The 19,353-nt window shown below is 43.3% G+C and carries 20 protein-coding genes; 14 read left to right on the top strand and 6 right to left on the bottom strand.

Features of this window, described 5'->3' with window-relative positions:
- Positions 1 to 69 precede the first annotated feature (69 nt).
- From ppk1 to ACP2AF_RS15835, 6 genes are all read right to left on the bottom strand, one after another.
- Positions 70 to 2,118 (bottom strand): polyphosphate kinase 1, encoded by a 2,049-nt coding sequence (gene ppk1 / locus ACP2AF_RS15860; protein WP_425237128.1) that lies wholly within the window; start codon positions 2,116 to 2,118, stop codon positions 70 to 72.
- Positions 2,119 to 2,179: 61 nt separating this feature from the next.
- Positions 2,180 to 3,052: a nucleoside phosphorylase gene (locus ACP2AF_RS15855; RefSeq protein WP_425237127.1), complete on the bottom strand. Its 873-nt coding sequence runs from the start codon at positions 3,050 to 3,052 to the stop codon at positions 2,180 to 2,182.
- 6 nt (positions 3,053 to 3,058) lie between these two features.
- Positions 3,059 to 3,991: a DUF1835 domain-containing protein gene (locus ACP2AF_RS15850; protein WP_425237126.1), complete on the bottom strand. Its 933-nt coding sequence runs from the start codon at positions 3,989 to 3,991 to the stop codon at positions 3,059 to 3,061.
- A gap of 123 nt (positions 3,992 to 4,114) precedes the next feature.
- Positions 4,115 to 4,441 (bottom strand): translation initiation factor, encoded by a 327-nt coding sequence (locus ACP2AF_RS15845; protein WP_425237125.1) that lies wholly within the window; start codon positions 4,439 to 4,441, stop codon positions 4,115 to 4,117.
- A gap of 17 nt (positions 4,442 to 4,458) precedes the next feature.
- Positions 4,459 to 6,045, bottom strand: a complete 1,587-nt coding sequence (locus tag ACP2AF_RS15840) for a sulfatase (protein WP_425237124.1) — start codon at positions 6,043 to 6,045, stop codon at positions 4,459 to 4,461.
- A 25-nt stretch (positions 6,046 to 6,070) separates the two neighbouring features.
- Complete coding sequence (locus tag ACP2AF_RS15835) at positions 6,071 to 7,021, bottom strand: isopenicillin N synthase family dioxygenase (RefSeq protein ID WP_425237123.1); 951 nt, start codon at positions 7,019 to 7,021, stop codon at positions 6,071 to 6,073.
- Between the two features lie 113 nt (positions 7,022 to 7,134).
- Between ACP2AF_RS15835 and ACP2AF_RS15830 the strand changes: the two genes are divergently transcribed.
- The 14 genes from ACP2AF_RS15830 to deoC all read left to right on the top strand — a co-directional run bounded on the left by ACP2AF_RS15830 (position 7,135) and on the right by deoC (position 19,349).
- A complete protein-coding gene (locus ACP2AF_RS15830) occupies positions 7,135 to 9,111 on the top strand; it encodes an alpha-ketoacid dehydrogenase subunit alpha/beta (RefSeq protein ID WP_425237122.1) in 1,977 nt (658 codons plus the stop codon).
- Between the two features lie 141 nt (positions 9,112 to 9,252).
- Positions 9,253 to 9,738 carry a lipocalin family protein gene (locus tag ACP2AF_RS15825; protein WP_425237121.1) on the top strand — a complete coding sequence of 162 codons (486 nt, stop codon included), beginning with the start codon at positions 9,253 to 9,255 and terminating at the stop codon, positions 9,736 to 9,738.
- 11 nt (positions 9,739 to 9,749) lie between these two features.
- Positions 9,750 to 10,439 (top strand): OmpA family protein, encoded by a 690-nt coding sequence (locus tag ACP2AF_RS15820; protein WP_425237120.1) that lies wholly within the window; start codon positions 9,750 to 9,752, stop codon positions 10,437 to 10,439.
- 71 nt (positions 10,440 to 10,510) lie between these two features.
- A complete protein-coding gene (locus tag ACP2AF_RS15815) occupies positions 10,511 to 11,635 on the top strand; it encodes an NAD(P)/FAD-dependent oxidoreductase (protein ID WP_425237119.1) in 1,125 nt (374 codons plus the stop codon).
- Positions 11,636 to 11,637: 2 nt separating this feature from the next.
- Positions 11,638 to 12,363, top strand: coding sequence for a methyltransferase domain-containing protein (locus tag ACP2AF_RS15810; protein ID WP_425237118.1), 726 nt, complete (start codon positions 11,638 to 11,640; stop codon positions 12,361 to 12,363).
- The gene (locus ACP2AF_RS15805) at positions 12,356 to 13,411 is read left to right on the top strand and encodes a type III polyketide synthase (protein ID WP_425237117.1); all 1,056 of its coding nucleotides are present in this window, start codon (positions 12,356 to 12,358) and stop codon (positions 13,409 to 13,411) included. The genes ACP2AF_RS15810 and ACP2AF_RS15805 overlap by 8 nt, the downstream gene beginning before the upstream one ends.
- A gap of 105 nt (positions 13,412 to 13,516) precedes the next feature.
- Complete coding sequence (locus ACP2AF_RS15800; RefSeq protein ID WP_425237116.1) at positions 13,517 to 14,308, top strand: enoyl-ACP reductase FabI; 792 nt, start codon at positions 13,517 to 13,519, stop codon at positions 14,306 to 14,308.
- Between the two features lie 10 nt (positions 14,309 to 14,318).
- A complete protein-coding gene (locus ACP2AF_RS15795) occupies positions 14,319 to 14,774 on the top strand; it encodes a 3-hydroxyacyl-ACP dehydratase FabZ family protein (protein WP_425237115.1) in 456 nt (151 codons plus the stop codon).
- Complete coding sequence (locus tag ACP2AF_RS15790; RefSeq protein ID WP_425237114.1) at positions 14,767 to 16,041, top strand: beta-ketoacyl-[acyl-carrier-protein] synthase family protein; 1,275 nt, start codon at positions 14,767 to 14,769, stop codon at positions 16,039 to 16,041. The genes ACP2AF_RS15795 and ACP2AF_RS15790 overlap by 8 nt, the downstream gene beginning before the upstream one ends.
- Positions 16,042 to 16,092: 51 nt before the next feature.
- Complete coding sequence (locus ACP2AF_RS15785; RefSeq protein ID WP_425237113.1) at positions 16,093 to 16,344, top strand: acyl carrier protein; 252 nt, start codon at positions 16,093 to 16,095, stop codon at positions 16,342 to 16,344.
- A gap of 1 nt (position 16,345) precedes the next feature.
- Entirely contained in the window at positions 16,346 to 16,774 is a 429-nt protein-coding gene (locus ACP2AF_RS15780; protein ID WP_425237112.1) for a hypothetical protein, read from the top strand.
- A 159-nt stretch (positions 16,775 to 16,933) separates the two neighbouring features.
- Entirely contained in the window at positions 16,934 to 17,851 is a 918-nt protein-coding gene (locus tag ACP2AF_RS15775) for a sugar phosphate isomerase/epimerase family protein (RefSeq protein ID WP_425237111.1), read from the top strand.
- Positions 17,851 to 18,567: a GntR family transcriptional regulator gene (locus tag ACP2AF_RS15770; protein ID WP_425237110.1), complete on the top strand. Its 717-nt coding sequence runs from the start codon at positions 17,851 to 17,853 to the stop codon at positions 18,565 to 18,567. Before ACP2AF_RS15775 ends, ACP2AF_RS15770 begins: the two co-directional genes overlap by 1 nt.
- A gap of 14 nt (positions 18,568 to 18,581) precedes the next feature.
- Positions 18,582 to 19,349, top strand: a complete 768-nt coding sequence (gene deoC / locus ACP2AF_RS15765) for a deoxyribose-phosphate aldolase (RefSeq protein WP_425237109.1) — start codon at positions 18,582 to 18,584, stop codon at positions 19,347 to 19,349.
- Positions 19,350 to 19,353: the final 4 nt, after the last annotated feature.

The raw sequence follows: 19,353 nt of genomic DNA, 5'->3' as shown, positions 1-19,353 counted from the left end.
CAAAATAAGCTAAAACCACGAAGAACCTAAATGTATACCAATCTAGGTCTATGTCTGGTGGGGACGGATTTAATCCACAGTTTCGTTTTTTAGCTTTAGCTGAAGATAGTCATAAATGGCGTATTGTGACCGCAAGGCCTTCCCACCTTGTTCTTTCCCGACCCTTTCATTGCTATCGATAGCATCTTGTATCCTTGCCTTGACATTATCGCTAAACTGAAGTTGTAGGATGTGTTTAAGTTCCTTAAAGATCTCCTTGTCCAAAATGGGCGTCAATACTTCAATACGCCGGTCCAGATTCCGGCCCATCCAATCCGCTGAACCTATGTACATTATCTCATCCCCTCCGTTTTCGAATAGATAAACTCGCCCATGCTCCAAATAACGATCTACAATACTGGTCACTTGTATGGGTTCCCTGTTGGGATGGGCATCATCTCTTTCCTTGGGTATCAAACAGCAAAACCCTCGGATCAATAACCGTATTTTAACACCGGCATCGCTTGCCCTGTTTAAGGCGTCTATCATAGTCTTATCTTCAAAACTGTTCATTTTTATGTGTATGGAAGCCGATTTTCCGCGAATACTGTTCTTGATCTCATTTTCTATGCTTTGCAAAAAAGCAGTCCGCGTGGTATAGGGCGAAACCAAAAGCTGTTTTAATTTGGGAACTATCAATTTGCGGTCCAAAGTAGAAAAAACTTGATGTAGATCTTCGGTAATCTGAGGGTGGGCGGTAAAAAGACCATGGTCACAATACAATTTTGCCGTCTTTGCATTAAAATTTCCGGTTCCTATGTACGCATATCGCCTTAATACCTCATTTTCAAGACGTTCTACAAGGGCAATTTTGGAGTGTACCTTAATGTTGGGCACGCTAAAGAATACTTGGGCGCCCTTCTTCTGGAAAGTTTTCCCCCATTCTATATTATTGCGCTCATCAAAACGTGCCTTGGCCTCTATAAATAGGGTCACCTTCTTTCCATTTTCAAGAGCAGTAAGCAAGGCATCGGTCAATACGGATGTTCTGGCAATGCGATACAGGGTGATTTTAATATGTTCAACACCTTGATCACGGGCTGCTTGAAGAATAAACCTCTCCACGGAATCAAAACGTTGATAGGGAAAATGTACGATCCTGTCCTTTTCGGCAATACTCGAGAAGAAATTGGTTGAATTGGAAAATATGGGGTGGGGTAGCGGTTCTTTTTGCTCGTAGTTCAGTTCGGGGTTGCCGGTAGGGTTGTCAAAACCAAAAAAATCGGAAAAGTTGTGGTGGGTACCTCCAGGAAAAAGATCGACCTTCCCCAAATTAAGATGACCGCGTAACAAATTAGTTAGGTTTTCCGGCATTTTTGAGTCATAGAGGAGACGTGTGGGCTGCCCGGATTTTCTTTTGCCCAATGAGTCGTAAATGCGTTCTACCAAGGCGGTGTCCCCATAATCGTCTTCCAAGTATAGTTCGGCATCACGTGAAAGCTTTATGGAATAGCTTCCGGTAATCTCCTTTTCAGGAATCAGCTGTGCCAAATTCATTTTGACGATGGTATCCAGGAAAACATAGGTGGCGCCTTTACCAGGAATTTTAATAAATCGGCGGTGCTCATCCGTAGGGATTTTTACGAAACCGAAACTTTCATCCATATAGGGGACCAAAAAGTACAATTGGCCGTCCTTTAGCTTGGGATTTCCACTAATTTCCAGAATCTCGCAGTCTTTTTGCACGTTTTTCACAAAATATTCCGACATGTATTTTTTTTGGGCATCGGTCAAATCATCCAAATCCGGGAAATATATGCCATAACCTTTTAAAACCTCTAAAATATCCTTTAGGATTTGCCCAAAGCTTTGTTGTTGGGCATCGATTACCTTTAAAATATGCTTTAGCTTTTTGTTGGGCCTTAGCATCAACTTCTTGCGAAGCGGTTTGTCCACTTTTTTCAATTGGCGCAATTGGGAGATGCGCACTTTAAAATATTCATCAAGATTGGACGAAAAGATGGCGAGGAATTTTAAGCGCTCCAAAGGAGGGGTGGTCTTGTTCGCGGCCTCCAAAAGTACTCGTTCATTGAAGAACAACCAGTTTACATCGCGATGCTTGTATAATTCTTCCTCCATGTATGGACAAAAATAGAAAATTGAAGCCCGTTTTGGTTAAAGTAATTGTTAAGCTAACAATTCAATAGGAAGTTAGTCTTTCCAAAGTAAATCGGATTAGCTTGTCCATTGCTAAATGGGGGTTTTTTGAAAATTCACCGGTGGCCCTATTGGCCAAGATACAATTTAGCGAAATTGCACGGTGTCCCAGTAGTTGCGCTAGCCCGTAAATACCGGAAGTTTCCATTTCCAGATTGGTTATGCGCAAGTTTCTAAAACTGAAGGCTGCAAGTTTTGAAAGGAACCCACTGTCTTTGGGCTCTAAACGTAGTTGTCTTCCTTGAGGTCCATAAAATCCTGAATTTGTTATGGTTACACCTAATCGTATACGATTTTGACTAATTTTGTCAGCTAAATTTTGGTCATATTTGAACACATAAGGCTTCAACGGTCCGTCTTCCCACCCTAAATGTTGTATCAAATTATCTGAAATCTCGGTGTTTTGAATCCCTCTGTTTTTGTAGAAGTAAAGTAATCCATCAAACCCAACGCCATACTCGCTCAGTAGGAAGGAATCAAGTGGAATTTCGGGTTGGATTGCGCCGGAAGTACCCACACGGACAATTTCAAATCGTATACGATTTTTTTTTATTTCTAGGGTTGTAAAATCAATATTTGCCAGTGCATCCAGCTCGTTAAAAACGATATCTACATTGTCCGTGCCGATTCCTGTTGATATAACGGTAAGTCTTTTTCCATTTAGGGTCCCTGTATGTGTGTGGAACTCCCTTTTTTCCTTTTTTAATTCAATATGGTCAAAGTATTTGGAAATATCCGTTACCCGATTTGGGTCACCGACGGTAATAATGGTATCTGAAATGTCTTCAGGAAAAAGATTTAGATGGTAAATACTGCCGTCCGGATTGAGGATAAGTTCGGACTTCTCGAATTTCATGAATACTTAGAGCTTAAGTATCCTATTGGAATCCGTATTGTATAGGAAGTTATACTTTAGGGAACCCCCCAAATAGGCTTCATTATCCCTCATCATGGAATAGTAATTGGTTTTCCCATCCAATATTTCTTTGCCTTTTTTGGAAAGTCTTACCGGATTGAAAGAGGTATATAGAGGCTTTAAGGTAGAAACAACACGTTCAAATTGAGAATCCCCAAAGCCATAAATTCCCTGGTTTCTAAGAATGGTGCCTATCAATTCCCGTTTTGATTTGGGCCTATGTTCCAAAGAAAGGTTGAGAACATGGTTTTCCACGTTGTTAAGACCATTCTTTATGGTAGGGAAGCGTTTTAAATGTGCCTGGATGGCATCCGAAAGGTAATGGAATTGGAAATCCCCGAAATCGGTCAGGTTCTCAAGACGGATAGGATTGTCGCTACAATACAATTGCCAAATATAATCGGCATACTCTATATCGTCCTGGGTAAGGATTACCTTGTTATTGTACAATTTTCGCAACTGCTCATCGGTAAGTTCATTAAGACCATATAGTTTTTCGGACTCATCTTCCTTTCCGCTACATACCAAGGAAACCTCTGCATATTTTCGATTGGTCTTCAGCCAACTAAGAACGGCCAACAGATTTATTTGGCAGAATAGGTCATACTCAAACCATAAAATAATCTGATTCTGTTGTTTATGATTACAAAGTGATCGGTATTCCTTAAGGGTTTTCTCGATAAACCACGATTTAGACACCTTGTAGTTTTTATTAAGAAACTCAAAGCGGGTCTTCCAGAAGGATTCACTGCCTACATTGGTCTCGGTTCTTCCTTCACACAGCATTTCACGCCATGTGATGATGTCCCCTTTGAAATCGAGCGTCTTTAACCGCTCTGTGAAACTGTCTCCGTTGGTAATATGCAGCAGGGAACTCATAAAGGGTCGTGGTTTAGGTTTAATCCGATAAAAGTAACATTTAATCGAAAAAAACAAAAAAAATTAACAGAAAACTACGCAACGTATTGATTGTTAAGGCATCGCAACAAAAAAATAGCTGTATTATCCACCAACTCGTTTCACTTTAAACCCTTTTTTCACGAGGATTTGCATTATTTTTTCGCGATAGTCCCCTTGGATGATAATCGTTTCATTCTTTATGGAACCACCAACACTCAATTGTGTTTTCAGTGCTTTGGCCAGTTTTTTGAAGTCGTTCTCCGCCCCATTATAGCCTTCCAAAATGGTAACGGGCTTACCTTTGCGTTTTTCGTATTTACAAATGATGGGATTGTCCTGGAGCCAGATGTCGGGTGAGGGAGAAGGCTTTTCTTCTTCTGCTGGGGTATGGTCGGGAAAAAGGTTTTTAAGTTGATCTTTAAGATCCATTCCTAATTTCTTTATGGTTAATCATTAGTTGTTCTACTTCCCCACCAATCCGCATTGGGCTCAAATGTATCGGATAGAAAATCCAAACGTTCCTTTTCCAGTTTTGGCCATAGCTCCTGGGTTATTCGGGTATTTCGTAATTCATCCTCATTTGGGTCGTATTCGGGATCTTTTTGCGGGGTGATTGCATTCATATCCTGCAACCAGTTACTTAGTTTATTTTTCAGACCCTTAGTCATTTCAGGATTTTCAGCTTGAACATCTTCCTGTTCTCCGGGGTCTTTTGTAAGATTATAAAGCTCATTCCTTCCATCCTCCCAATAATGGATCAACTTCCATTCGCCCTCTCGGATAATGGACGAAGGATCGCCACCTTGGTTGCCATAATGCGGATAGTGCCAAAAAAGAGCTCTTTGGGGCAAGGACTTGCCTTCCAACAAGGGCTTAAGGCTTATACCGTCCATATGTTGTCCTGGTAAGGGATCGATATTGGCCAAATCCAGGATAGTGGGGTAAAAATCGGTCCCGGATACGGGATATTCCGTGCTAGTACCCGTATTCTCCAGCCAAGGCACCTTGATGAAAAAGGGTTCTCGGATACCGCCTTCCCACTGGTATCCCTTTCCTCCGCGCAAAGGAAGATTGGCGGTGGAAAACGCATCCCCCGAGGCCACCCCTCCATTGTCTGAAGTGAAAACCACTATTGTGTTATCGTCAAGTCCAAGTTGTTCCAATGTATTTAGAACCTTGCCCACAGCATCGTCCATACTTTCCACAAGTCCGGCATAAACAGGGTTATCCTGTACCTGTCGTATCGGTAGATTGCGTTCCATGATATAGCCGCGGTCCGCTAAACCAGTATTTATCGCCTTTTCACGATATTTTGCCCATTTACCTTCAGTGGTTTGTATAGGCCCATGTACGGCGTAAAAAGAAAGCATGGCAAAAAAGGTGGAATCCTTATGTTTTTTGATGAATTCTGAAGTTTCATTAGCCAATCGCATTGAGAGGTTTTCACCGTCGACCCTATTTTCTAAATTTGGATTTGTCCAAGGCGAAAAGTAGCCTCCTATGGGACTCCCTTTTTCCCATCCACCTTTGTTTAGGTCAAATCCATGATCCTCGGGGTAGGAACCCTTGTTTCCCAAGTGCCATTTGCCAGCGAAAAAGGTGGTATAGCCCGCCGCCTTCATTGCTTCCGGTAATACAACATCCGCTTTTGGCAGGGCATGTACATATCCCGCAGGCAAAAGCTTATCGTATCTATTATGGTCTCGCCAAGCAGCTCCGGACTTGGCCCCGATCCAATCCGTAATACCATGTCTTGCCGTAAACTTCCCGGTCATTATACTCGCTCTGGAAGGGCTGCATACCCTACTGGCCGCATAGCCTTGTTCAAAAACCATCCCTTCCGATGCTATCCGGTCTATGTTCGGAGTTTCATAGTAGGTACTGCCCGTACTACTTAGATCATGAACTCCTAAATCATCTGCCAGAATAAAAAGTACGTTGGGCCGCTTTTTTACCTCTTCAGGACGCTCTTTACAAAATATATAAGCGAATAGAACAGGAAGTAGCGGAAGTAATCGTAAAGCTTTTCGCAAGGATGTGTGTTTTTGGTTGGTAAAACTATTTTTTGATCAGTCCCAAATCGATTAACCGCTCGTGCAAAAATTCACCGGCCATGATATCCTCAAATTGCTTCGGATTATCGTCATCAATACAGTGCTCCAAACAATTTAAGGGCATTTGGCTAATGGGATGCATGAAAAAAGGAATGGAATAGCGTGATGAACCCCATAGTTCCCTTGGGGGATTGACCACCCGGTGTATCGTTGACCTCAATTTGTTATTGGTAAGTCTGGACAGCATATCCCCAACGTTTATCATAAGTTGATCGGGGCGAGCAATAGCATCGATCCATTCTCCCTTATGGTTTTTTACTTGAAGCCCCTTCCCGTGTGCACCCATTAATAGCGTAATCAGATTGATGTCCCCATGCGCCGCGGCGCGAACTGCATTTTTGGGCGCTTTGGTAATTGGTGGGTAGTGGATGGGTCTTAAAATGGAGTTCCCATTCCTGATATAGGAGTCAAAGTAGGTTTCCTCAAGATCAAGATGTAGGGCCAGGGCGCGCAAAACATATTTTGCCGTTTTCTCGAGCATTTTAAAAGTTTCCTTCCCTATCTTATTAAAACTGGGAAGCTCGTTCACCGTAACATTGTGCGGATATTCGGCTTCCAGTATGGGGTCGTTCTCTACATATTGGCCAAAATGCCAAAATTCCTTTAAATCCCCTTCCTTTCTGCCCTTGGCATGTTCTTTTCCAAAAGAAGTATACCCTCGTTGCCCACCGAGTCCTTCAATTTCATACGTACTCTTTATGTGTTGTGGTAGATCGAAGAATTTTTTGATTTCGGCATACAGATTTTCCACCAATTCTTTGGACAGAAAGTGGCCACTCAATGCCACAAAACCTATCTGTTCAAAGGCGTTGCCAATATCTTGTGTGAATTTTAGCTTCCTGTCTGGTTGTCCTGAGGTGAATTCCTGTAAATCTACACTGGGAATCGTATTCATAATCTTTTGTTCAGAGATAGGCCAAAGTTAATAAATAATGGCGCATCGTTCCCGAAATGAGCTAAAGGATTGGAAGGTTTTTTACTACTTTTACCCCGTTTTAAACTATGTAGATGCAGTACCAAAACAAGGGATTGGACGTACAGACCCAAATCGACCTCTATGAGCGAATGCAGAAATCCCGGATGATAGAGGAAAAGATGCTGATTCTATTGCGACAGGGGAAAATTTCCAAATGGTTCAGTGGTATAGGTCAAGAGGCGATAGCCGTTGGGGTCTCCAGTGCTATGCAACCCGATGAATACATACTTCCCATGCATCGCAATTTGGGTGTTTTTACTACACGGGATATTCCCTTGCATCGACTTTTTGCCCAGTGGCAAGGTAAGGCCAGTGGATTTACAAAGGGTAGGGACCGTAGCTTTCATTTTGGAACACAGGCCTATAAAATTGTGGGGATGATTTCCCATTTGGGGCCACAACTTGGAGTTGCCGATGGGATTGCCTTGGCTCATCGTCTTAAAAAAGAAAATAAGGTCACTGCTGTCTTTTCGGGAGAGGGAGGTACCAGTGAGGGGGATTTTCATGAAGCCCTCAATATAGCATCGGTGTGGAGCTTACCGGTACTTTTTTGCATAGAGAATAACGGGTACGGCTTATCAACGCCTACCAATGAACAGTACAATTGTAAAAAACTTAGGGATAAAGGCATCGGATACGGTATGGAATCCCATACCATTGATGGAAACAACATTTTGGAAGTGTATCATATGGTGGATTCTCTTTGTAAGCGCATTCGGAAGAATCCACAGCCTATCTTATTGGAATTTGAGACCTTCCGTATGCGAGGCCACGAGGAGGCCAGTGGAACCAAATATGTGCCACAGGTCTTAATGGATCATTGGGCGGCCAAAGATCCCTTGGAAAACTATACGGAATATCTGCGCAACCAAAACATTCTTTCCGAGGAGGAGGAGGTAACCATTAAAAAGGTAATTATTCATGAGATTGAGGAAAACTTAAAAAAGGCCTTTGCGGAGGATGCGGTCGATTCAAATGAAACTAATGAATTAAATGATGTCTTTAAAAATTTTGATTATAAAGAAGTTAACCATAAAGGAGAACTAAAAAAAATACGATTGGTAGATGCCATTTCCGAAGGACTGAAACAGTCCATGGAAAAACATGACGACTTGGTCATTATGGGTCAGGATATTGCCGAATATGGAGGTGTTTTTAAAATAACCAAAGGCTTTTTGGAGGCATTTGGCAAAGAGCGGGTACGCAATACCCCTATTTGTGAGTCTGGTATTGTTGGGACCGCCATGGGCTTATCCATTAACGGGATGAAGGCCATTATGGAAATGCAGTTTGCGGATTTCGCCAGTAGTGGTTTTAACCCTATCGTAAATTATTTGGCCAAATCATATTATCGTTGGGGCGAAAAAGCGGATGTGGTTATCCGCATGCCCTGTGGCGGTGGGGTAGGTGCCGGGCCGTTTCATTCCCAGACCAATGAGGCTTGGTTTACCAAAACCCCGGGGTTAAAGGTGGCATACCCTGCTTTTCCCTATGATGCCAAAGGTCTTTTGGCAACGGCGATCAACGACCCCAATCCTGTTTTGTTCTTTGAACACAAGGGGCTATACCGAAGTGTCTACCAAGACGTACCATCCGATTATTATACCTTGCCCTTTGGAGAGGCCAGTATACTGAAATATGGAGAGGCCATAACTATAGTAAGCTACGGGGCAGGGGTTCATTGGGCCTTGGAGGTATTGGAAAGCAATCCTGAAATTGAGGCCGATCTTATCGACTTACGCACATTGGCTCCTTTGGATATAGAAACCGTCTATGATTCCGTAAAAAAAACAGGGAAGCTTATTATTCTTCAGGAAGATAGTTTATTCGGGGGAATAGCAAGTGATATATCCGCATTGGTCATGGAAAATTGCTTTGAGTACTTGGATGGCCCCATAAAACGCGTGGCCAGTCTTGAGACACCTATCCCTTTCGCAAAAAAATTGGAAGACAATTACCTTCCCAAAAAACGTTTTACCAAGGAATTGCAGGACCTATTGGCCTATTAACTCTGATTAAATAGGGTATACGGGATCAAATGATTCTTTGTCCAAAATTCATTTTAAGACGTTTAACAAAATATTTTAAGAAAAGGAAAGGCCAAAAATTACCTTTGCCCGTATATAGGAAAACCAAAAAAATTAACACCAATGAAAAAAGCTTTTTTAGTGCTTATGGCTATTGCCCTGGTTTCCGTATCCTGTTCGGTTTCAAAATCGGCCAGAGGTCAAAGAAATTTATTGAGCGGTACTTGGAACTTGGACAATGTTTCCTATGAGAACAATACTGGGAACTTCAAATCAGTCATTTTTAATGATGCCGAGGATATTTGTTTTGAAGACAGCGAATGGTTCTTTAGGGACAATAACAGCACCGGACGTTATACCATTAGTCCATCTACCCTTTGCAATGGGGGAGATAGGTACATCCGCTGGTCTGTTGTAGAACGTCCGGAAAATTATACAAGCCAATTGCAGTTTAAATTTATTAATGAAAAAAATAAGGACATTGACGGGGGAGTAGGCTATCGCTTGAATATTGCCGCACTGTCCGAACAAAAGATGACCCTGAAATCCAATGTGTCCGTGGACGGAGAATCCGTTACCATAGTTTATGACTTCACCAAAAAACAATAAAACACAAAGAAATGAAAGCTATAAGAAAGAGTGTATATGTAATGATGGCCCTTACTTTGGTCATCAGTTGTAAAACGATACAAAATGCCAACAATAAGCAAAAAGGAGCGGTAATAGGAGCCAGTGGTGGTGCTGTGATTGGTGGTGTTATAGGGAACAATGTAGGCAAGGGCAACACCGTACTCGGTGCCATAATCGGTGCGGCCATTGGTGGTGTAGCTGGTGGCTACATTGGGGATCGTATGGATCGACAGGCAGAGCGTATCGAGGAGGAAATTCCCGGAGCTGAGGTTACCCGTGTTGGAGAAGGGATCAATGTAACCTTTAATGAAGGGCAAGGCGTGTATTTTGATACCAACAAATCCAATGTTAAAGGTACTTCGGCCGAGACCTTGAACAAGCTGGCGGGAATTTTTAAGGAATATCCTAAATCCATTATTTTGATAGAAGGACATACGGACAGTGCCGGTCCTGACGATTACAATATGAAATTGTCCCAACAACGCGCCGAATCCGTTTCCAATTATCTTGTTTCCTCAGGCCTAAGTAGTGGAAGGTTTACTACAAAATGGTATGGGGAGAACCAACCTGTTGCCGATAATTCCACTTCGGAGGGAAAGGCAAAGAACAGAAGAGTCGAATTGGCCATCATGGCAAGTGACGAATTGAAGCAGGAAGCAAGAACCCAGTCAAAGAATTAAAGAACTCCATTTTTTATTGTAAATCCCGACCGTTTGGTCGGGATTTTTTTTGAAATGCCTATCTTTCCTTAGTGGAGCATTTTGATGTGATCATTGTTGGGGGTGGATTGGCAGGCCTTACGGCGTCCCTGCATTTAAAACAGTGTGGACATAAGGTAGTGGTTTGCGAAAAACAGCAATATCCACACCATAAGGTCTGTGGGGAATATGTTTCGGCCGAAGTAGTTCCCTATTTAAGAAGACTTGGAATTTTTCTGGATGCCACCAACACCGTTTCCATAAACACCATGCAATTAAGTACGGTGTCCGGAAAATCCATAAAGGGTAAACTTCCTTTGGGGGGAAGGGGAATCAGTCGATACGCTTTGGACAATTTGCTTTATGAGTCAGCTTCAAGAAGGAGTATTCCTTTTGTTTTTGAAAGTGTAATAGCGATACAATTTGCCGATGATTTATTTGAGGTTCGGATGACATCCGGCACTGTTTTTTCAGCTAAAATGGTCATTGGCGCCTTTGGAAAACGGAGTAATCTGGACAAACATTTGAATAGGCCTTTCTTTCGTAAAAAATCCCGCTGGTTGGGCATAAAAGCCCACTATGCATATACGGATTTCCCGGATAACCTGGTAGCACTCCATACTTTTGAAGGAGGATATGGCGGACTTTCCAAAACGGAAACAGGGGCTGTAAATTTTTGCTATTTGGTATCCTACAACAGTTTTGGAAAAGAAAACGATGTTCATAAGTTCAACGAAAACACCGTGGCCAGAAATCCCTTTTTGGGGACTTTCTTGGAAAACGCGGAACCCTTGTTCAGGGAGCCGTTGGCCATCGCCCAGGTTTCGTTCGAAAAGAAGGAGACCGTAAAGGAACACGTAATCATGTGCGGGGATACTGCGGGTCTCATACATCCGCTTTGTGGCAATGGTATGGCCATGGCCATCCATTCCGCCAAATTGGCCTCGGAACAAATACATCATTATTTAACCGACCCCAACTTTGATCGGAGTCAAATGGAGAAGAAATATACCACATTATGGAAGAAGAATTTTGGGTATCGTTTATGGATGGGCAGACAACTTCAATCCCTACTTCTCCATAGGGAATTATCCTCCATTGCCTTAAGCTTGGCCACCCGATCTCCCTTTTTGCTACGGAATTTAATCAAACAAACCCATGGTAAGCCCATCGTATGAAAATGGATTTTTCAAAAAGGAGTAGGGAGTTGGAACTAATGGACAATCCCGACGTGTCCAAACAAACATTGGAAAATGTATTACGGGATATCAACCGGGCCAACCGGATTTTAGGAGGAAAAAAGGGCACAATTAAGGCATTATCCCAATTAGTCACCCAAAATCCAAGCGATAGTTATACGATATTGGATATGGGGTGTGGAGATGGGGCCATGCTAAGGGAGGTGGTCCTTTTTTTCAGGCGGATCGATAAAAAAGTGAAGTGTATCGGAATCGACTTGAACGAGAAGGCCTTGCTAATTGCGAACAAAGCCTCGGTGGACTTTCCTGAAATCAGTTATCTGCAGCGAGATATCATGGATTCGGACACTCAAGGGCTGGAATGTGATATACTGATAACTACCTTAACATTACACCATTTTTATGACGAACAAATTCCATCCATTTTACAACGGTTCGGCAAATTGGCCCATATTGCTATTGTTATCAACGACTTACAAAGAAGTTCATGGGCCTATTCACTTTTTAAGGTGTTTAGCCTTATTTTTATACACACCCAAATCGCTAAAAATGACGGATTGGTTTCTATAGCGCGCGGATTTACCAAAGCTGAATTGATACGATTTTCCAAGGAAATTTTAGGGGCGGAACACGCTATTACATGGCAATGGGCCTTTAGATATGTATGGATCATTAAAATGAACCGACTAACCCCAACATATGAATGAGGTACGAATAGTTTCCACCACCAAGGTATTGCCACCATATTTCAGGGATACCAAGGATATTCTTCCATTTGTCGATTTTTGGTTGAGCGGCCAAGAGGAGCGATTTAGGAGGAAGGTCATCAAAATCTTTGAAGGGGCCGGGGTGGAAAGACGGTACGGAATCATGAACATTGAAGAAGTGTTTACGGCCACCTCTTTTGAAGAAAAAAACGCGATATATGTTCGGGAAGTCAAGAAATTGGGGAAATCGGTTCTGCAAAAAGCCTTGGAACAAAGTGGTTGGCAACCGGAATCTCTGGATTATATCATAACGGTAAGTTGTACAGGAATCATGATTCCCTCCTTGGATGCATATCTTGTAAACGATATGGACTTAAGACAGGATATCGTAAGACTGCCGGTTACGGAAATGGGGTGCGCCGCGGGAATTTCCGGACTAATATATGCCCATAATTTTTTGAAATCCAATCCAGGAAAACGGTTGGCGCTCGTAGCTGTGGAAAGCCCTACGGCCACCTTTCAACTAAATGACTTTTCCATGGCCAACATGGTGAGCGCGGCCATTTTTGGGGATGGAGCTGCCTGCGTACTGTTGTCTTCGGAGGAGAACGCTCCCGGTCCCAAAATCGTTGGGGAAGGAATGTATCATTTTAATGAGGCCACACATCTTATGGGGTTTGATTTAACCAATACGGGGCTGAAAATGATTTTGGACCCTTCAGTTCCGGAGACCATAGCCGAACATTTCCCAAAGATAATCCACCCCTTTTTGGAAAAATATGGAACATCGATAGAAAATGTAGACCATTTGATTTTTCATCCCGGAGGCCGAAAGATTGTACAGACCGTGGAAGAGCTTTTTGGAAGATTAGGAAAAAATATTGATGACACTCGGGAAGTTCTTCGAAAATATGGGAATATGAGTAGTGCTACCGTTCTTTATGTTTTAGAACGGTTTTTAGAAATGGAGATACAACAAGGGCAACAAGGGTTATTGTTAAGCTTTGGCCCAGGATTTTCGGCACAACGCGTATTGTTGGAGTGGTAAACAGTGTGTTTTGGAGGCGCTGGTAAGCAATTGGAAGCCGATATAGTAGACTAAAGATAAGAGATTAAAGACTAAGGACTCAAGACGGTTATTTTAGTAGCGTATATGAACAATAGTAGAAATAAAGAATGGGCCTTGGTGTTGGGCGGTAGTAGTGGGCTAGGGTTGGCTACCGCTAAAAAATTGGCGCTCCATGGTTTTAACATTATAGTGGTTCATCGGGATAGACGCTCGGACTTGGAACAGATCGGATCGCAGTTCGAGGAAATCGCTGCACAGGGTGCTCAATTACTGAGCTATAACATGGACGTGGCAAATCCCGGTAAAAGAAAGGAAGTCGTTCAGAAAGTAAAAACCCATTTAGGAAGGGAACAAAAGGTAAAGGTCTTGGTCCATAGTATTGCAAAGGGAAGCCTTAAGCCCATGTATGGGGAAGCGGAAAGTACCTTAAACCAGCAAGATTTTCAGCTTACCCTAAATGCCATGGCCTTAAGTCTCTATGATTGGACCAAGAATTTGGCGGACCAAGAATTGTTTGCAAACGATACACGGATCATTTCCTTTACCAGTGAAGGAAATACCAAGGCATGGAAAGGGTATGGGGCAGTATCGGCTGCAAAAGTAACCCTGGAGGCCCTCACTCGGAATATAGCAGTGGAGTTTGCGCCCATGGGTATTAAGGCAAATTGTATTCAGGCCGGAGTAGTCGAAACCAAGGCATTTCAAATGATTCCCGGACATGAGAAGTTAAGGGATAGCGCCGTCAAACGTAACCCGCATGGCCGTTTGACCACCCCCGAGGATGTGGCCAATGTGGTGTATCTATTGACGACCGAAGAAGCGAAATGGATTACGGGAACGGTGATAAAAGTAGATGGGGGTGAAAGCCTGAGATAAACAAAAGACTTTGAAAAATAAGGACATTTTAAACTTGCTTCCTTACTCGCCCCCCTTCCTTTTTGTGGATGAACTTTTGGAGGTGACCGAAGATAGGGTAGTAGGGAACTATTCGTTTTCACGGGATTTGGATTTTTACCAAGGTCATTTTACGGATTTTCCGGTTACCCCTGGGGTGATTTTGACCGAGTGCTGCGCGCAAATCGGACTCGTGTGTCTTGGAATCTTTCTCTTGGAGACCTATATTTCGGAAAACAAGGATTCAGATATTTCGGTGGGTCTAAGTAGCTCTGATATGGATTTTTATCATCCCGTATTGCCAGGTGAAAAAGTAACGGTCACCTCCGAGAAAATCTATTTTCGTTTCAACAAGCTAAAGTGTAGGGTGAAAATGCACAACACCACAGGGAAATTGGTATGCAAGGGAGTAATTTCGGGTATGTTAAAGCTACAAGAAATTGAATAGGCGCGTCGTCATTACGGGTCTTGGTATTTGTGCACCGAACGGAGTAGGACTAGATGTCTTTACGGACTCTTTGCGGAACGGAAATAGTGGTATCCGCTTTCAACCCCGATTAAAGGAATTGAATTTTGGCTGTCAAATCGCCGGGGAACCCTTAATAAAGGATAATCTAATCGGTCAATATTTTACCCCCTTACAGTTACGAGGTCTCAACGCAAGCGGAATCGTATATGGTGTGATCGCGGGTACGGATGCATGGAAAGATGCTGGATTGAAACCTCTAGACAAGGATCAGCCTGACTGGCAAAGCGGAATTATTTTCGGAACCGGAATCCTGGGTGTGGACAAATTTCGGGAGTCCATTCACTTAGTAGACGATAACAAGGTAAGGCGTTTGGGCAGTACGACTGTATTGCAGACCATGGCAAGCGGTATAAGTGCCTATTTGGGTGGTATTATAGGTTGTGGCAATCTAGTCACTACCAACTCATCGGCATGTACAACAGGAACCGAAGCGGTATTAATGGCCTATGATCGCATTGCCTCTGGAAAGGCAGAACGTATGCTGGCCGGGAGCTGTAGCGATAGCGGCCCCTACGTTTGGGGTGGTTTTGATGCTATGCGTATCCTACCCAGACAGTACAATGATACGCCTTCTGAGGGCAGTAGGCCTCTTAGTGCCTCTGCGGCCGGATTTGTGCCCGGGAGCGGGGCAGGAGCATTGGTATTGGAGTCCTTGGAAAGCGCAACGGCGCGGGGAGCCCGAATATATGCCGAAATATTGGGAGGAGCGGTCAACAGCGGGGGGCAACGCTCCGGTGGTAGCATGACCGCTCCCAATAGCGAAGCCGTACAAAGATGTATCGTACAGGCTGTTGAGCAAGCCGGAATCCAAAAAAATGAAGTGGACGTAATCAATGGCCATCTTACAGCTACCGCAAAAGACCCAATAGAAATTAGAAACTGGAGCCTTGCCCTGGAACGTGAAGGGTCGGATTTCCCTTATGTAAATGCCTTTAAAAGCTTATTTGGTCATTGCCTGGCCGCCTCGGGAAGTATAGAATGTGTAGGTGCCCTTTTGCAATTTCAAAATCAATGTCTATTTGGCAATAGCAATTGTGATGATCTGCACCCTGAGGTTTCCAGTAGGGTGGACCCGGCCAGAATCCCTATCAAAACCACGCCCTATTCACCAAAAATCATCGCAAAGGCCAGTTTTGGTTTTGGAGATGTAAATGCATGTGTTATTTTTAGGGCTTTTAACGACTGATGCCTCAACTTTCCCGGGCCATCCCCGGGAGTCTAAAAATGCTATGAAAGGATGAACGAAGAGCGCTATCACCAGCTAAGGGATATCATACAGATTTATCTTCCCGAAGATGTATCCGTTACGGATGTATCAAAAGAAAGTCATTTTACCAACGAGCTCAATATCAATTCCGCCCATTTGGTGGATATTGTTTTGGATGTTGAGGATGCCTTTGATATTATGTTGGAAAATGAGGATATGGAACAGATGCAGACCGTTGGTGACGCTTTGGATATCATTGAGACCAAACTTGCAAAAAAGTAGGATGAAGGAATTTTTGAAATGGGCCTCACCAAAGCTCAGGGTGGACAAGCGATTGATTCTAGTCTATTGTACCGTCTATTTTTTATGGGGGTTGGGGATGAACTGGTTTGGTGCCCAAGTGGAAATAGCTAAGTTTACCTATTGGTGGCAAGTAATTACCACATATATCCTTTACATGGTCCCCATTTCCCTTTTGTTGCGAGGCCTTCCCTTTCACACCCAATACGCCTATGGCCTCATAGCCATGTGTCTTTTGGAGTTTGGCGGATACGCCTTGCAGACCTCATATGCCTATCCCGATAACATCTTGGACCAATTTTTTGGTATCCGTAATTTCTCCTTGGGAATGGCACTTTTCTTCGGACTTTATTTTCCCTTGGGCAATTGGGCCGTTGGCAAGGTCTACAATCTTGTCTTCAAACCCAACTAGTCCGATTTGATTTTACCTTGGTAAATCTAGTTCGTAAAATCGCGGCAAAATCCGTTTTCAAACCGAGTTTCCACTTTAAATACGGCATGGCAAAATTTGTGGTTTAAATTTAACTTGTATAGACAGGTAAGGATTCCTATATTTGGTAAAAACACCATTATGTTTCACCTTGGATTTGTAAGTGCCATACTAGCGGAAAAGCGTTTTGAGGAAGTTGTCCATTTTGCTTCGGAAAATGGGTTTCAATGTATTGAGGTCATGTGCTGGCCCAGTAGCGGTAAGGATACACGTCGCTATGCCGGGGTTACCCATATAGATGTGGATACCTTGGATGCTAAAAAAGAGTCCATTCAGCAAGTATTACAGCGAAAAAACATCTATGTATCCGGCCTAGGGTATTATCCCAACCCTTTGGATCCGAATACGGAAAATGCATCCGTTTATATTGAACATATTAAGAAATTGATTTCTGCCGCTACCAAATTAGGGATACCTGTAGTAAATACATTTATAGGAAGGGACCCTAAAAAGAGTGTGGACTATAATTTGGACAGATTTAAGGAAGTTTGGCCGGAGATAATATCATTGGCCGAAAAGGAAGGTGTTAAAATAGGTATTGAAAACTGTCCCATGCTTTTTACCAAGGATGAGTGGCCCGGAGGCAAGAATTTGGCAATTTCCCCAGCCATTTGGGATAAAATGTTCAACATGATTCCCAGTGACCATTTCGGACTCAACTATGATCCTTCCCATTTGGTATGGATGCAAATGGATGAAATACGGCCCATCTATGATTTTAAGGACAAGTTGTTCCATATTCATCTAAAGGATGTAAAGATTTACAAGGACAAGCTGGATAAAGTGGGCATATTGGCCTATCCCCTGGAATACCATTCTCCAAAGATACCTGGACTTGGGGATGTGCGTTGGCGCGACTTCTTTTCGGCTCTTACAACGGTAGGTTATAAAGGCCCAGTTTGTATAGAGGTAGAGGACAAGGCCTTTGAGGGTTCCGAAGAAGATGTCAGGGCCGCAATTTTGACCAGCAGGAACTATCTGCGTCAATTTTTGTCCTAATGGGAAAAACACTACCCCATTATAAAAAACTCCACCTCACCCTTAGGCAAAGTATCCTTTCCGGTGCCATTTCAAAAGGTTCGTTGCTGCCTTCTGAGAATGAATTGAGCGCCCAGTACAATGTTACCAGGGCCACGGTACGACAAGGGTTACAAGAACTGGTTCGTGAGGGATTCATCGAAAAACGTATGGGTATTGGCAGTGTGGTGGTCAATGATCGGAAGACCTTGGGACTTCTAACTTTCAAAGGGTTTTCCGAAGTCTTGGAATCAACTCCCTTGTCCTCTACCACACAGAACCTAAAAATGGGAACGACCGCAGTTTGGCCATCCCCATTTTTTTATGAACCCACCGTTTCGGAAAAAGAGGCAGGCTGTTTTTTTCTGGAGCGCTTGAGAAGTGTAGAAGGGCAGCCCGTGATGCTGGAGTTTACCTATATTCCACAAAAGGGTGTTCCTAATTTCTTTGAAAATATGGAAAACGGTTCCTTGTTCGCCACATTGCAGCAGGAATATAAAATTGAAATTCTTAAAGTCCTGCAGGATGTAAGGGCGATACATGCCCCGGAGGCTATTCTAAAACGTCTGGAGCTAAATGATAATATGCCGGTACTCCACATCAACAGAAAATACCTGACCACTACATCCGATTTTCATATCTATAGTTCACTGTATTGCAACACCACAAAATATTCGATAAGTAATTTTTTCAATTAAAATCCATATTTCCTATGACATCACCTGTTAAAGTTCATGAGTTGGCCAAAATGATCGATCATTCCCTCTTGCATCCCACCATGACGGATTCCGATATGGTACAAGGCTGTAAAGTTGCCTTGGAATACGATGTGGCCTCCGTATGTATAAAGCCGTATGCAGTTCCCTTGGCGGTCAATATTCTAAAGCACTCCAATGTTCTGGTAGGCACGGTAATCGGGTTTCCCCATGGGAATTCAACCCTAGAGATCAAGGTGGCCGAGACCATCCAAGCCTGTAAGGACGGAGCCGTTGAAATAGATATGGTAGTAAATATTGGAAAGGTCTTACAAGAGGCTTGGGACTATGTGGAACGTGAAATCGCTGCCGTCTGTAAGGCAACCCATGAAAACGGGGGAATTCTAAAGGTTATTTTTGAGAACGATCATCTTCCGGAAGCCAAGTATAAGATAAGGCTATGCGAAATATGCTCTAAACTGGGCGTAGACTTTGTCAAGACCAGTACGGGTTATGGCTTTGTAAAAGGAGCGGACGGAAGCTACAATTACAAAGGGGCTACCCCCGAAGACTTGGAGTTGATGCGCTCCCATTCCGATCAGAAAGTACAGGTTAAGGCCGCCGGGGGGGTACGTACCTTGGACGACCTTTTAAAAGTAAAGGCTTTGGGCGTAAGCCGCATCGGAGCTACGGCTACCGTTGCCATTATCCAGGAGGCCAAGGAAAGATTTGGGGACGGAGCGGACAAGGGTGTGGTCATTGAAGATTCCCCAAGTGGTTATTAAAACA

Origin of the sequence: Ulvibacterium sp., assembly GCF_965248315.1 — a bacterium.
Lineage (GTDB): Bacteria > Bacteroidota > Bacteroidia > Flavobacteriales > Flavobacteriaceae > Ulvibacterium.
The sequence above is the reverse complement of the archived record's forward strand: the minus strand, read 5'-3'. Positions and strand labels throughout refer to the sequence as shown.